The organism is Hwangdonia seohaensis (genome assembly GCF_031932625.1).
Lineage (GTDB): Bacteria > Bacteroidota > Bacteroidia > Flavobacteriales > Flavobacteriaceae > Hwangdonia > Hwangdonia seohaensis.
The window spans coordinates 645,350-659,306 of the sequence record NZ_JAVSCK010000003.1 but is presented as its reverse complement, the minus strand read 5'-3'; the positions used below and the strand labels follow the sequence as shown (position 1 = coordinate 659,306).

General features: G+C 35.8%; 13 protein-coding genes. 7 read left to right on the top strand and 6 right to left on the bottom strand.

Features of this window, described 5'->3' with window-relative positions:
• The first annotated feature begins 104 nt into the window (after window positions 1–104).
• Window positions 105–1,034 (top strand): sterol desaturase family protein, encoded by a 930-nt coding sequence (locus RNZ47_RS11975; RefSeq protein WP_311940295.1) that lies wholly within the window; start codon window positions 105–107, stop codon window positions 1,032–1,034.
• 194 nt (window positions 1,035–1,228) lie between these two features.
• Here RNZ47_RS11975 and RNZ47_RS11970 read toward each other — a convergent pair whose 3' ends face one another.
• Both RNZ47_RS11970 and RNZ47_RS11965 read right to left on the bottom strand, forming a co-directional pair.
• A complete protein-coding gene (locus RNZ47_RS11970) occupies window positions 1,229–1,615 on the bottom strand; it encodes a PUR family DNA/RNA-binding protein (RefSeq protein ID WP_311940293.1) in 387 nt (128 codons plus the stop codon).
• 165 nt (window positions 1,616–1,780) lie between these two features.
• A complete protein-coding gene (locus tag RNZ47_RS11965) occupies window positions 1,781–3,538 on the bottom strand; it encodes an ABC transporter ATP-binding protein (protein ID WP_311940291.1) in 1,758 nt (585 codons plus the stop codon).
• A gap of 200 nt (window positions 3,539–3,738) precedes the next feature.
• Between RNZ47_RS11965 and nusB the strand changes: the two genes are divergently transcribed.
• The 3 genes from nusB (at window position 3,739) to yajC (ending at window position 5,624) form a co-directional block, all read left to right on the top strand.
• Window positions 3,739–4,686 carry a transcription antitermination factor NusB gene (gene nusB, locus RNZ47_RS11960; protein ID WP_311940289.1) on the top strand — a complete coding sequence of 316 codons (948 nt, stop codon included), beginning with the start codon at window positions 3,739–3,741 and terminating at the stop codon, window positions 4,684–4,686.
• Window positions 4,687–4,769: 83 nt separating this feature from the next.
• Window positions 4,770–5,315, top strand: coding sequence for a DUF1573 domain-containing protein (locus RNZ47_RS11955; protein ID WP_311940287.1), 546 nt, complete (start codon window positions 4,770–4,772; stop codon window positions 5,313–5,315).
• Between the two features lie 12 nt (window positions 5,316–5,327).
• Window positions 5,328–5,624, top strand: a complete 297-nt coding sequence (gene yajC / locus RNZ47_RS11950; protein ID WP_311940285.1) for a preprotein translocase subunit YajC — start codon at window positions 5,328–5,330, stop codon at window positions 5,622–5,624.
• Window positions 5,625–5,924: 300 nt separating this feature from the next.
• On the opposite strand, the gene RNZ47_RS11945 is transcribed toward yajC, so the two are convergent.
• From RNZ47_RS11945 to RNZ47_RS11930, 4 genes are all read right to left on the bottom strand, one after another.
• Complete coding sequence (locus tag RNZ47_RS11945; RefSeq protein ID WP_311940283.1) at window positions 5,925–6,518, bottom strand: YdeI/OmpD-associated family protein; 594 nt, start codon at window positions 6,516–6,518, stop codon at window positions 5,925–5,927.
• Window positions 6,519–6,539: 21 nt separating this feature from the next.
• Window positions 6,540–8,939, bottom strand: a complete 2,400-nt coding sequence (locus RNZ47_RS11940) for a TonB-dependent receptor (RefSeq protein WP_311940281.1) — start codon at window positions 8,937–8,939, stop codon at window positions 6,540–6,542.
• A 118-nt stretch (window positions 8,940–9,057) separates the two neighbouring features.
• Complete coding sequence (locus RNZ47_RS11935; RefSeq protein WP_311940279.1) at window positions 9,058–10,011, bottom strand: hypothetical protein; 954 nt, start codon at window positions 10,009–10,011, stop codon at window positions 9,058–9,060.
• An 82-nt stretch (window positions 10,012–10,093) separates the two neighbouring features.
• Window positions 10,094–10,456: an RNA methyltransferase gene (locus tag RNZ47_RS11930; protein WP_311940277.1), complete on the bottom strand. Its 363-nt coding sequence runs from the start codon at window positions 10,454–10,456 to the stop codon at window positions 10,094–10,096.
• 147 nt (window positions 10,457–10,603) lie between these two features.
• Between RNZ47_RS11930 and RNZ47_RS11925 the strand changes: the two genes are divergently transcribed.
• From RNZ47_RS11925 to RNZ47_RS11915, 3 genes are read left to right on the top strand one after another with little or no spacing between them, the layout of a single operon-like run.
• Window positions 10,604–11,983: an alanine/glycine:cation symporter family protein gene (locus tag RNZ47_RS11925; protein ID WP_311940275.1), complete on the top strand. Its 1,380-nt coding sequence runs from the start codon at window positions 10,604–10,606 to the stop codon at window positions 11,981–11,983.
• Complete coding sequence (locus RNZ47_RS11920; RefSeq protein ID WP_311940273.1) at window positions 11,980–12,237, top strand: DUF4212 domain-containing protein; 258 nt, start codon at window positions 11,980–11,982, stop codon at window positions 12,235–12,237. Before RNZ47_RS11925 ends, RNZ47_RS11920 begins: the two co-directional genes overlap by 4 nt.
• A 19-nt stretch (window positions 12,238–12,256) precedes the next feature.
• Window positions 12,257–13,954 carry a sodium:solute symporter family protein gene (locus tag RNZ47_RS11915; protein ID WP_311940581.1) on the top strand — a complete coding sequence of 566 codons (1,698 nt, stop codon included), beginning with the start codon at window positions 12,257–12,259 and terminating at the stop codon, window positions 13,952–13,954.
• Window positions 13,955–13,957 lie beyond the last annotated feature (3 nt).

The window sequence follows — 13,957 nt, the reverse complement described above, 5'->3', positions numbered from 1 at the left end:
TCTACCCGTTAAAGTAGATACAGGATTTTTGTTTTCAAAAAAATCTAATATAAACTGCCTAAGGATAAAAATCGACCTATTTTTGAGCAAACGATAATATTTTAATGAATTTTACTAACCCATTAGTTTATGGTGTTCCTTGTTTTCTTGGTTTTATCTTACTAGAATTATCTTATAGCAAACACAAAAAAGACAAAAAAGATTTATACCATTGGAAAGATTTGGCCGCGAGTTTAACAATGGGCATTGGCTCTACCATTATAGCACCCCTTACAAAAACCATAGCTGCCATTGTGCTTTTTAATTTTGTTTACGAAGTTTTCAATCCGGAAATAGACGGTATTCGCACCAATATCATGGGATGGAAATCGTTTGGATATGCATGGTATATTTGGATAATTTGCCAACTACTTGACGATTTTAGTTATTATTGGTTTCATCGCCAAAACCATAATGTACGCTTTCTTTGGGCTGCCCATGTGGTGCATCATTCTTCAGATAATTTTAATCTGGGTACTGCCGTAAGAAACGGTTGGTTTACTATTTTTTACAAACCCTTTTTCTATATGTGGATACCGGCACTTGGTTTTCCTCCGGAAATGTTGGTGGTGTGTTTGGGCATTGAAGCCTTATGGCAATTTCAATTACATTCTGTTTATATTCCTAAAATGGGTATTATTGAAAAAGTGTTCAACACCCATACCATGCATCAAGTACATCATGCTCAAAATTTAGAATACATGGATAAAAATCATGGCGGGTTTTTAAATATTTTTGATAAAATCTTTGGAACTTGGAAAGAGCTTGACGACACCATCGATATTAAATATGGTGTTTCAAAAGCTCCAAATTCATATAATCCATTAATTATTTTAACGCATGAATATAAAGATATTTGGAACGACATGAAAAAGTCTAAAAACTGGTACCATAAATTCATGTACGCCTTTGCTGCTCCAGGTTGGAGCCATGACGGAAGCACACTTACCATTAAGCAACAGCAAAAACTCTTAAAAACAAAAGGTAAACTATAACACCGTTAGTAGTTTTGCATATTTAAAAGAATTACTACGGCTATTCCCTTTTTGTAGTTTATATGGTTTGGATGGGCGTTTAGCACTACTCTATTCGCCCTGTAAAACATACATGATTCACAAAGCCACCCATAAAGATAAATGGTGAAATGGTGGCGCGTTATTTATAATTTATTGAAGACTAAAGAAGTCTGTTAAATATCTTCAAAATCTATATCCGTGAAACTTTCAGGGGTTTTTAACTCATCTTCAGTAACCCTTGGTTCATTGTTGTTATATTCTTTTTTAAAGTCTTTTTGATGACGTTCACTAATCACTTCATCGCCTTTTTCTTTAATGATATAATCGGTCATTTCAGCAAGAATATCTTTAAATTCAGCAAAATCCTCTTTGTAAATATATATTTTATGTTTTTTATAATGATAAGAACCATCATCATTAGTAAACTTTTTGCTTTCGGTAATAGTCAGGTAATAATCTTCTGCTTTAGTAGCTCTTACGTCAAAAAAATAGGTGCGTCTTCCAGCTCGTAATACTTTTGAAAAAATCTCTTCGCGCTCCATCATGTCATTATTATTCATAGTTATTTAGAAATTTGTTGAATACTTTGTTATTTGTATCAAAAATCTAAAAAAATCGCATATTAACCAACAAATATTGAGTTTTCTTTTTTTTAAGTTCATATTTGTTGGGTTTTATTGAAAAATAGAACAATGTATCTGTCTTAATTCCAGTTAGTTTCCCATTTATTTGGAGTCTGCTTCACTTAGTTGTTTTAAATACAAATCTTTGTAATAACCGTCGGCATTAATCAGTGAATCGTGATTTCCTTTTTGTACAATTTCACCGTTTTCCAGCACAATGATTTTATCGGCATTTTTGGCAGAAGACACTCTATGGCTTACAATCAGCGTTGTTTTTCCTTTTGATAATTTGTTCAGGTTTTCAAGGATTTTCTCTTCGGTTTCGGTATCGACCGCCGATAAACAATCATCAAACAATAAAATCTTGGGCGATTTAATAATGGCTCGTGCAATAGATACACGCTGTTTTTGTCCGCCCGAAAGTGTAATCCCGCGCTCACCCAAAACCGTGTTGTAGCCTTCGTTAAATTTTATAATATTTTTGTGTACTTGTGCGTTTTTTGCCGCTTCAATAACATCCTCGTCTGTGGCATCTTCTTTTCCGAACCTGATGTTGTTTTTTATGGAATCTGAAAACAAAAAAGCATCTTGTGGCACATAACCAATGTTGTTTCTCAAATCGTTAAGATTCAGCTGATGTATTTCGGTACCGTTTATTGTTATCGACCCCGCGTCAATATCGTAAAGCCTTCCTATCAAATCCAAAATAGTGGATTTTCCCGAGCCTGTTTTCCCTAAAATTGCCAGTGTTTCGCCTTCTTTGATTTCGAAACTTACATTTTTTAAAGCCTGAATATTGGTGTCGTCATAAGTAAAAGACACCTTGTTAAAGGTAATATCTCCAGTAATTTCGGTATGATTAACCGTGTTGTTTTTTATTTCGGGTTCAATCTTTAAAAACTCATTTATACGTTTTTGCGATGCCTCAGCCTGCTGTACTATGGATGTTACCCAACCCACCGTAGCCACAGGCCATGTGAGCATATTTACGTAAATAATAAACTCTGCAATGGTACCCAAACTTTCAATTTCGCCATTTATATACTGCATGCCACCAATGTAAATCACCAACAAATTGCTCACGCCAATAAGTAAAATCATCATCGGAAAAAACAAAGCCTGCACTTTAGCCAAACTAACCTGTTTTTCTTTACTGGTAGCCGAAAGGGTTTTAAAATTTGTAGCCGTTAAAGGTTCGATACCATAAGCTTTTATTACCGAAATACCACTAAAAGACTCTTGTGTATAAGTTGATAGTTTCGATAGGTATTGTTGCACTATGGTACTGCGTTTATGTATTTCCCGGCTTAATTTATATATCGCAATCGATAAAACGGGTAAGGGCGCAATGGTGTACAGCGCCAGTTTTGGAGCCGCATTAAACATGTAAATTAATACAATTATAAAAAGCGTTACGGTATTGATACTGTACATTAAAGCAGGACCTGCGTACATGCGCACACGACTTACGTCTTCGCTTATCCGATTCATTAAATCACCTGTCCTGTTTTTTTTGTAGAAATTTAACGAGAGTTTTTGGTACTGCGCATAAATTTCGTTTTTTAAATCGTATTCAATATAACGCGACACATTTATTATGGTCTGGCGCATAAAAAAAGTAAGTATGCCGGCAAATACAGCGGCTCCAACAATGTACAAAATAGCTTCGGTTAATTCTGCTTTAAACACATCTTTGGTGATAATATTATCAGTATACCTTTCAATGGTTACAAAAATTTCTTTTACATAACGCGGTGTAAAAAGCAAAAAAATGCGGGCAACAACAGTAATTACGCTACCTATTAAAAGGTGTGTTTTGTATTTTAAAAAGTATTTGTTTAAATGCTGAAGTTCCTTCATGTATAACGGTATCGGTACTTTAATTTGAAGAAACAAAGATAATAGATTAAAACCATTAATCGATTTACCTTTAAACTTCTCATTGTTAAATAAAGCCTAAATAAATTAATTTAATATGAAGTGTTTTTTTAAAATAGTATTATTTTTGCAGCACGAAAAATCACTTAAATTTTCGTTTTTATAATTTAAAGTTCTTTGTAATGATGCTAAACAGAAGACATATTCGTGTAAAAGTAATGCAAACCCTATATGCCTTTAAAGGCGGCGAAAGCGACGACTTTAGCAAGGACCAGAAGTTTTTACTGTTTAGTATAGATAATATGTACAACCTGTACCTATTGTTAATGGCGCTACTTATTGAAGTGCAAAAAAGAGCCGAAACCGATTTACAAAAAAAACAGAATAAACATTTAGCAACCAAAGAAGACAAAGACCCGAACCGGAAATTTGTTAACAATCAAGTATTGCACATACTTAAAAGCAATACGATGCTAAAAAATCAGCTTGAAACGTACAAAATCACCAATTGGAATTTAGATAACGAGTATGTCGATATTATATTTAAAGCTATTATTTCCAGTGATTTGTACAAAGAATATATGCAAACCAAAGTGTCTGATTTTAAAGAAGACAAAAATTTTATAGTTGATATTTTTAAAGAAATCATTGCGCCAAACGACAAGCTTTACGATTATATGGAAGACAAAAACCTAACTTGGTTAGACGATCTTCCAACGGTAAACACCACGATTTTAAAGTTACTTAGAAAAGTTAAGCTCACATCGCCGGAAAATCATTTCACGCCCCAATTGTATAAAGATACCGAGGATAAACAATTTGCAATTGAACTGTTTAGAAAAACGTTTTTAAATAAAACGGCGCTAAGTGAAGAGATAGAACAAAAAACCAAAAATTGGGATACCGACCGTATTGCCAATGTAGACTATGTGTTGCTTCAAATGGCCATTTGCGAACTGAAGCATTTTACTTCAATTCCCGTAAAAGTAACCATTAACGAATATTTAGAAATAGCCAAAGAATATTCAACCCCAAAAAGCAGTATTTTTATTAACGGTATTTTAGATAAGTTGGTAAAAGAATATACCGCCGACGGGAATTTGAATAAAATAGGGCGCGGCTTAATGTAATAATCTGTTAAGAGTATAATAAAAGTTTTTAATCGGTTAAATAATTGTTATTTTTACACCCCAAATGATAAAAACCATTTAAAATGAAAAAAGTAATATTAGGATTGAGCGCCATGTGCTTAATCGCTTTTACATCATGTAAAGAAAATGCCGCTAAAAAAATTGAAGAAAGCAATTTGGCAGCAGCAGCAGAAAGAGATGCCGTATCGTCTAAATTCCCAAAATTAGAGTTTGATAAAACAGAACACGATTTTGGCGAAATTGAAGCGAAAACAAACGTGGAAACAGTGTTTAAATATACAAACACCGGTGATGCACCTTTAGTAATTACCGATATTAAAAGTACTTGCGGTTGTACCGTTCCTCAAGATTGGAGCAGGGAGCCATTAGCACCAGGCGAGTCTGGAGAATTTACAGTAAAATTTAACGGCACGGGGCAAAACAAAGTCTCAAAAGCCGTAACGATTACAGCAAATACCGAAAAGGGAACAGAGGTTGTAAGAATTTCAGCTTTTGTAAAACCAGATCCAAACGCTAAAACCACAACACCACAACCAACTTTAACAGCACCAAGTAAACCGGTAAAATCTAGTACACGACCAGGTCACGAAGGGCACAACCACGATTAAAAAACAATAACAATGGGAGAAGGAATAGGGCAATTTATGCCGTTTATATTAATGTTTGTAGTGATCTACTTTTTTATGATTGCACCACAAATGAAACGTGCAAAAAAAGAAAAGAAGTTTGCAGCCGAATTAAAACGTGGCGATAAAATAATTACCAAAAGCGGTATGCACGGTAAAATTTTAGAGCTTAACGATAAAGATGGCAGCTGTGTTATTGAAACCATGTCTGGGAAAGTAAAGTTTGAACGCTCTGCGATTTCTATGGAAATGAGTAGCAAACTAAATGCACCGGTAGTAGCAAAAAAATAGGTGTTTAGACATTGTTATTCTGAATTCACTTGTGCTGAATTTATATCAGTATTTCAGAATCGCAGAACACTTTTAATAGAATAATAAGAAACTGAAACAAGTTCAGTTTAACAGAAAAAGCTTCCGAATCGGAAGCTTTTTTTTATTGTTTATCATTTGATGTGTCATTTCAACAGAGCGAGGAACCAGCGACGAGAATTCTCTTAATTATGAGATGCCTCCTCATAAGCTTCGCTTAAGTATGCGCAATCAAAATATATTTTGATTTCAAAAGTGTTCGGAAAGACATAATTTTTAAAATCAACAATTCTTATACTTATCATTTAAACCAACACTTTGTAAAATCATGGGCTTGATTTTTTCCAAGCGTGTTTGTTTGGTGGCTTCCCGTTTTGCAGAACTGATATATTCGCAATATTCGCGCTGTTTGTAAGCCGATAAACTTTCAAAACCGATTTTTAAATCGTTTACCAAAACAGCCTTTAACTCTGGCGGAACAACGGTTTCTTTCTTGCTTCGGTCCGGTTTAATTTCTTTGCCCAATTTTTGGTTTTCAATGGCTTCTTTAACGTAAGCTAAAACCACGTTTTTATCGATATCGCTAACCGATTCAAAACGCATTTGTCGTAAGGCTTTTGTTTTTTCTTCCTGGGCGTTTACCAATACATTGTGCTTGTCTTTTAAAAACACGCCGTTAAAAAACCAAATCCCGAAATGGTTTTTAAAAGCTCCTAAACCAATAACGTTTTTATTGTTCAAGGTATAAACGGGTGCGCTCCATTTAACGGTTTCTTCAAGTTCGGTCGAGTTTATTATAGCTCGTAAAATGTTTAACGCTTCACTAAAAAGAGCGTTTTCTTCAATGTATTCTTCAACGGAGTATACTTTTTTCATTGTTAAAATTTTTAAGTTAATCTAGCGTCTTCTTTGTCCTGAAAATTCCATGGCTTCGCCTTTTCCAAAGCCATAGCTCACACCAAATATTACAAAACGTCCGCGCTTTCTGCTATTAAACAAATAAAAATCTGGTTGATTGGTGGTCGATTCATCTATTCTAGAAGCAAAAACATCGCGAATACTCAAATTTAAAATAACTTTTCCTTTTAGGATTTTTTTTCTTAAGCCCATATCTGTAAAAAAATTATCGGCAATTTCATTTTGCACCGTTTTGTATCTGGACCTATAATCGCCCGATATTTCTAAATCAAATTCGGAAGGAAGTTTAAATTTTGTCGTTAAGCTCGTTGCCCATTGATTGCCTTTAAAATCGAAAGAAACTGTTTCAAACACCCCTTTTCTGTAAAAATAATTTATATTAAAATCGCCATTAACGGAAAACCAATTGGTTGGAGCATATTTTCCGTTGGCTTCAAAACCCGTGGTGGTATTTGTGCCTACATTTTCTGGTCTCGAAGTGCTTACGTTATTGCTAAAAGTAGAAATACGCTCAACCACATCAACGGTATAGCGGTTGTATAAACTAAAATTTAATGTGGTTTTACCAATTTTATGAATGCTGGTAATCTCGTATGAATCTGTGTATTCCGGTTTTAAATCGGGGTTACCGGTAGAAATGCTAAAATTGTTTCGAATGTTTGAAAACGGATTTAATTCCCTTAAACCAGGGCGTCGTATTCTTTTGGAAAAGCCGGCTTGTAATGAAAAATTATCGTTTATTTTATAAGACGTATGAATGCTGGGAAACAAGTTTGTATAATTATCTCCGTTTTGTTCGTTAGTTGTTTGCAACAAGGTATCAAGATTGGTGTTTTCAAGCCTTACACCTAGTTTAATTCCCCAAGTATCGCCTTCGTACGCGGCAGTGGTGTAAATACCCAAAACCTTTTGGTTGAAATCGAATACATTGGTTAAATCAGGATTGTTAATCCATTCATCATTAACCAAATCACTTACTGCAAAATCGTTTGACACGCTATTTATAACATACTGCGAACCTGTCTCGATCGTGTATTTTTCTAAAAAAGGATGGGTATAGTCCAACTTAAACGTGTAATCTTCCAAGGTGTAATCCGTACGTGTTTTTTGTTTAAAATCATCATCGTTACCTAAAACAACGGTATTCTCAAAATCTGAAAATTGGTCTTTTCTAAAAGAATTTCCTAAAGCACTAAACAATAAACTTTGATCTTTGTGTCTCTTAAAATTCTTTTTGTATTGCAATTCGTAACGCAATTTGGGGTTGTCTGCTTCGGTTATTTCGTTGCGCAGCCAGCTATCGGTAGCCGAATTGGAAGCATCGGTTTGACTAAAATTGGTTTTTGAGAACTGGTCTTCAACCTCGTAAGCATAAGAACCCGAAAGCGTTATCACGTTATTAGCATTGATGTGATAATCGGTTCCAATAAGGATGTTTGCAAATTTTTCATCAAATTCACTTTCGCCAAAACTGGTTATTGTTGTGCCGTTTATTAAATCTTGATTAATAGATTTTCGTTCATCCGGATAGGTGCGAATGCCAAAACCCAATTGGCTAAACAGGTTGAATTTTTCGGTACGTTTATTAACGCTTAAACCAAAACTATTGCTATTTGGTACGCCAACATTTAAAGTCGCCGACCCATTTACACCGCGTTTTTCTGATTTTTTAATAATGATATTTATAATTCCCGATGTGCCTTCAGCGTCGTGTTTAGCAGAAGGATTGGTAATAACCTCTATTTTTTCAATCATATCTGCAGTAATACTACCTAGCGCATTGCCATCTGCAGTGGCTAAAACCGACGGCTTTCCGTTTATGAGTATTTGCACGCCTTGACTGCCCCTTAAACTAACTTCGCCTTCAATATTCACATTTACCGAGGGAATGCTATTTAAAACCTCTAATGAGCTGGCACCAGTAGAACTTAAATCTGTACCGACATGAAACACACGTTTATCCAACTTAAATTCCAATTGGGATTTTTCGGCACGAACCACAACCTCATCTAAAGCATGATTGTCTACCGACAGTATAATGGTCTGCAAATCTATCGTGTTGTTTATTATTTCAAAATCGTTAAAAATCTTTGTTTCATAACCCATAAAGCTAACCTCAATATAGTAATTAGTGCCGGTTGTACGGATGGAAAATGTACCATCTTCAGAAGTTATTGTGCCCGTTAATGGTTTTTTGGAATTATTATCCAATATGGCTATTGTAGCGTATTCAATAGGAAGGTTGTTATTGCTTTCTAAAACTTTTCCCGTAATTAAAATTTGGGAACTTTGTGAAACAACGATATTAAAACCAAAAAGTAGGTGTAAAATTATAATGAGGTTTTTCATCATAGCGCGTTTGTATATGGGTTGTTTCATGATTAAGTGAACAAGTTGTTAAAACAAGCTTTTGCCATTGCTAAATTCGGATTACCTTATGATGAGAACTTGTTTCTAAATTAGCTTAAAATTACTTGTTTTTTAACTTGGTTCGTTGTTAACCACCTTTTTTCTTTTCGGAATCTCTCTTAAATTGTTCCATTGTTTTATCAAAATTAAAATCATTAAAAACTAATTGGGAATGACCATCTTTTCCTAATAATCTTTTTCTTAAACTTTGGTATAGAGATTTATATCCTTGCGAATTAAAATTTCTGTTTACAATTATAGCAGCAATATCTGCAATTCTAATTTCAAAATTATCTTTAGAATCAAAAAAATCAAGATTTTCCTTAAACGGGATATTCAAATTAAATCTACCGTTTTTCACATATTTTTGAATTACAGGGTGATTATCCGTCCAAGTATCTAATATTGGTATAAGTTTTCTTTTACTGTGTTCCTCAAGGAATTTGAGAAGATAACCTTTCCAATATTTGTTGTCGTTGGAAATGAAATCATTGTCTATTTTAAATTTGAGATTTATTAACTCATCGTTCAATTCAGTTATAATGCCAAAGACAAAACCATTATAGAAGCTTTCATAAATACAGTTTTTTAAACAAAGCATTTTAAGAAATTGTGATTCATTTCTTTTATTCAGCCATTTTGTGAATTGGTCAAAAAAATTCACGTTTTTCTTAATCGCATTATTTTCTATAAATAATTCTTTGCTGTAATCTAATTGCACGATTTGCGAACGATGATGTTTGTTTATTACCTCTGAATTATTATTTTTTGGAATTATCGATACAATTGAAAATCCAACTTCAGGTTTTTGAAGAACCACATTCTTTAGAAAATCTCTTAATTCAACTTTACCCAATAATTGTCCCTTAACTTCGCCATTTTTATCTATAAATTTTTCTGCAATGCCATTTTCCCAATTTTCAAATTGTTTTCTCTTTATTTCCAATTGTCCATTTTCAGACAATATATGGGCAGCAACAAATAAATTTAAATCATTTGAATCTTTATTAAAACTACCGGATTCGTCTATTGCAATTATCATTATTAGGATTGTGGCATTTTAAATGGTGGCCAACTATAGAAATAAGCATAAATATCAACAAATATAAAACTTAAAGTCTTAATTATTTTTTCTTTTTACTCGCTTTTGCCAAAGAATTAAAGGCCAAACACAAATCTAAATAACGCGACAAATCAACTTCGGCATCAAAACCCTCTGGGGTTACAAAAATATAGCCGCGCATGGGGCGACCCGTAAAATCCATGGGTAAACAATGGGTATGGTTAATTTCGTGTGCATAAGCTTCTTCACCAACTCTGGCCATAAGCAAACTATCGCCAAATTTCTTATCGATATGTATCCCACAAAGCATTTTGTTATCGACCTTAAAACATAGGCCACCCATCATTTTCAGTTCGGTAAAAATCACGTGTTTTTCTTTTAATTGTTGCCGTATCCTATCGGCTAAAAATTCGTCGTATGCCATACAAAAGCGTGTTTTAATTAGCTAGTAACGTACGCTAAGGTAATTTTTATTTCAATAAATTTTATGACATATTCCTATTAAAGTATAAACATTTTTAATAGTTTCACGCATCTTTCATACATTTATAACGAAAACTAATTCATTTTTATGGAACAACTTACACAACTGACTGCCGATTTTTCCAGTGCAGTTTGGGGATTGCCTTTGCTTATACTTCTTATTGGTGGCGGATTGTATGTACTCATTCGGTCGAGGTTCGGAACATTTCGTTTAATTGGGCATGCCATTCAAGTGCTTCGCGGCAGGTACGACGACCCAAACGACCCGGGGCAAATCAGTCATTTCCAAGCTTTAACTACGGCATTGTCGTCTACTATTGGCATGGGGAATATTGCAGGGGTTGCCGTGGCCATTTCCATTGGTGGTCCGGGAGCTGTTTTCTGGATGTGGGTTAGTGCCGTGGTTGGAATGTCCACCAAATTTTTTACCTCAACCTTGGCCATTATGTTTAGAGGTAAAGACAGTAATGGCGAATTACAAGGCGGCCCCATGTATTTTATTGTAGAAGGTTTGGGCAAATCTTGGAAACCTCTGGCTATTATGTTTAGTGTGTGCGGTTTGGTTGGGGCTTTGCCCGTTTTTAATGTCAATCAGCTCACGCAAGCTATTAACCATATTTTACTTGCACCAAATGGCGTGGAAGTTGGGTTCTCATCTAACTTAATTGTTGGACTGGTTTTGGTTAGTATTACAGCCGTGGTAATACTTGGCGGTATTAAGCGTATCAGCAAAACGGCATCTAAACTCGTGCCGTCCATGGTACTGCTTTATTTTGTTTCTGTTATGATTATTTTGGTTGTACATATTGATGTGGTTCCAAAGTATTTTGCCATGATTTTTACGGATGCTTTTGCGGCCAATAACTTTAAAGGCGATGCTTTTTTTGGCGGTGTTGTAGGCGGATTGATTTTATTGGGCATTAAACGTGGTGCTTTTTCAAACGAAGCGGGTATTGGTACCGCTCCCCTAGCCCATGGCGCTGCAAAAACCGACGAGCCTGTTCGCGAAGGTTTAGTAGCTATGTTGGGACCAGCAATCGATACCTTAATTGTGTGTACACTTACCGCTTTAGCCATTTTGGTTACCGGTGTTTGGGAAACCACGGCCGACAACGGTGTGAGCTTAACCGCCAATGCTTTTGGTAATGCCATGCCTGGATTTGGCAAGTATTTGCTTTTGGTCTGTATTGCGGTGTTTAGTATATCTTCATTGTTCTCATTTTCATATTATGGCTCAAAATGTTTGTCGTTTTTAATCGGAGCGGATAAAATGCATTACTACAACTATTTCTATATTGCCAGTATTATTTTAGGTGCAACCACAACCTTGGATATGATGATAAATCTTATCGATGGCGTGTTTGCTTTAATGGCAATCCCAACCATGTTATCCACTATCATATTGGCACCAAAAGTTGTAAAAGAATTGGCTGCTTATAAAAAACGTTTAAAAGAAAATAAAGCATGACCCATCAAAACAAACCTAAAGCGTACTGGAAAGAAAATATAAAAATTGTACTCATACTGCTTACCATTTGGTTTCTGGTATCTTTCGGCGCTGGTATCATTTTTAAGGATATTTTAAATGAAATAAAAGTAGGCGGATTTAAACTCGGGTTTTGGTTTGCACAACAAGGGTCTATGTACGTGTTTGTTATCCTAATCTTCATTTACGTTAGATTAATGAACAAACTCGATAAAAAATATGGCTATGATGAATAGTTTATTGATAGCCGAACAGATAAGCGTTCAAAATTGGACCTACATTTTAGTTGGCTTAACCTTCACCTTATATATTGGAATTGCCATTTGGTCCAGAGCTGGTTCTACAAAAGATTTTTATGTTGCCGGTGGAGGCGTTTCGCCTTTGGCCAACGGCATGGCAACGGCAGCCGATTGGATGAGTGCTGCATCCTTTATATCAATGGCGGGTATTATATCGTTTGCCGGATACGATGGCGCCGTGTATTTAATGGGATGGACAGGTGGCTATGTACTGCTCGCATTATTGCTGGCACCCTATTTACGAAAGTTCGGAAAGTTTACCGTTCCCGATTTTATTGGCGACAGATATTATTCAAAAACGGCGCGTATCGTGGCTGTGTTTTGTGCTTTACTGGTATCGTTTACCTATGTTGCCGGACAAATGCGCGGTGTTGGTATCGTATTTTCCCGCTTTTTGGAAGTCGATATCAATACGGGCGTCATCATAGGCATGCTTATCGTTTTGTTTTATGCCGTTTTAGGCGGAATGAAAGGCATCACGTATACACAGGTGGCTCAATATTGTGTGTTGATATTCGCCTTTATGGTGCCTGCTATTTTTATTTCCATTCAAATGACGGGAAACCCCATTCCGCAAATGGGATTTGGCAGTGAATTGGCAGATGGTTCCGGAACGTATTTATTGGATAAATTAGACGGATTGAGTACCGAGTTGGGCTTCGCCGAATATACCGAAGGCTCCAAATCGTTAATAGATGTTTTTGCAATAACACTTGCTTTAATGGTTGGAACGGCCGGTTTACCTCATGTTATTGTTCGTTTCTTTACCGTAAAACGGGTTAAGGACGCCAGAAAATCCGCAGGAATCGCATTGCTTTTAATTGTTGTTTTATATACCACAGCACCAGCGGTAGCCGTATTTGCCAGAACGAATATGATTGAAACCGTTTCAAACCAACCGTATGCAGATGTGCCGGATTGGTTTAAAAAATGGGAAACTACGGGACTTATCACGTTTAATGACAAAAATGAAGACGGATTAATCTCTTACGTGGCCGATGAAAATAAAAACGAATTAACTGTCGATAGAGATATTATGGTATTGGCAAACCCCGAAATTGCGAAACTCCCAAATTGGGTTATAGCTTTGGTTGCCGCTGGTGGATTAGCGGCAGCACTATCAACAGCAGCAGGTTTGTTGTTGGTGATTTCATCGTCGGTATCTCATGATTTAATCAAAAAAATAATCAAACCGTCAATTTCTGAAAAAGGCGAACTGGTTGCAGCGCGCTTATCGGCTGTTGGAGCGGTTTGTGTTGCTGGGTATTTTGGCATAAACCCGCCGGGGTTTGTCGCCGCTGTGGTTGCATTGGCTTTTGGTTTGGCAGCCGCTTCGTTTTTCCCTGCCATTATTTTAGGGATTTTTTACAAACGCATGAATAAAGAAGGTGCTATTGCAGGTATGGTTGTGGGAATCACGGCGATGTTGCTGTACATGATTAAGTATAAATTGGGTTGGTTTGATGACGTGCTGCCGGATAAAAGCGAATGGTGGTTTGGCATTTCTCCCGAAGGTTTTGGTTCGGTTGCCATGGTGCTTAATTTTATAGTATCCATTACCATTATGAAATTTACTAAAGCACCGCCAAAAGACGTACAGGAAATTGTAGAAAAAATTAGAATTCCTAGTGGTGCGGGCCATGCGACACACTAACTG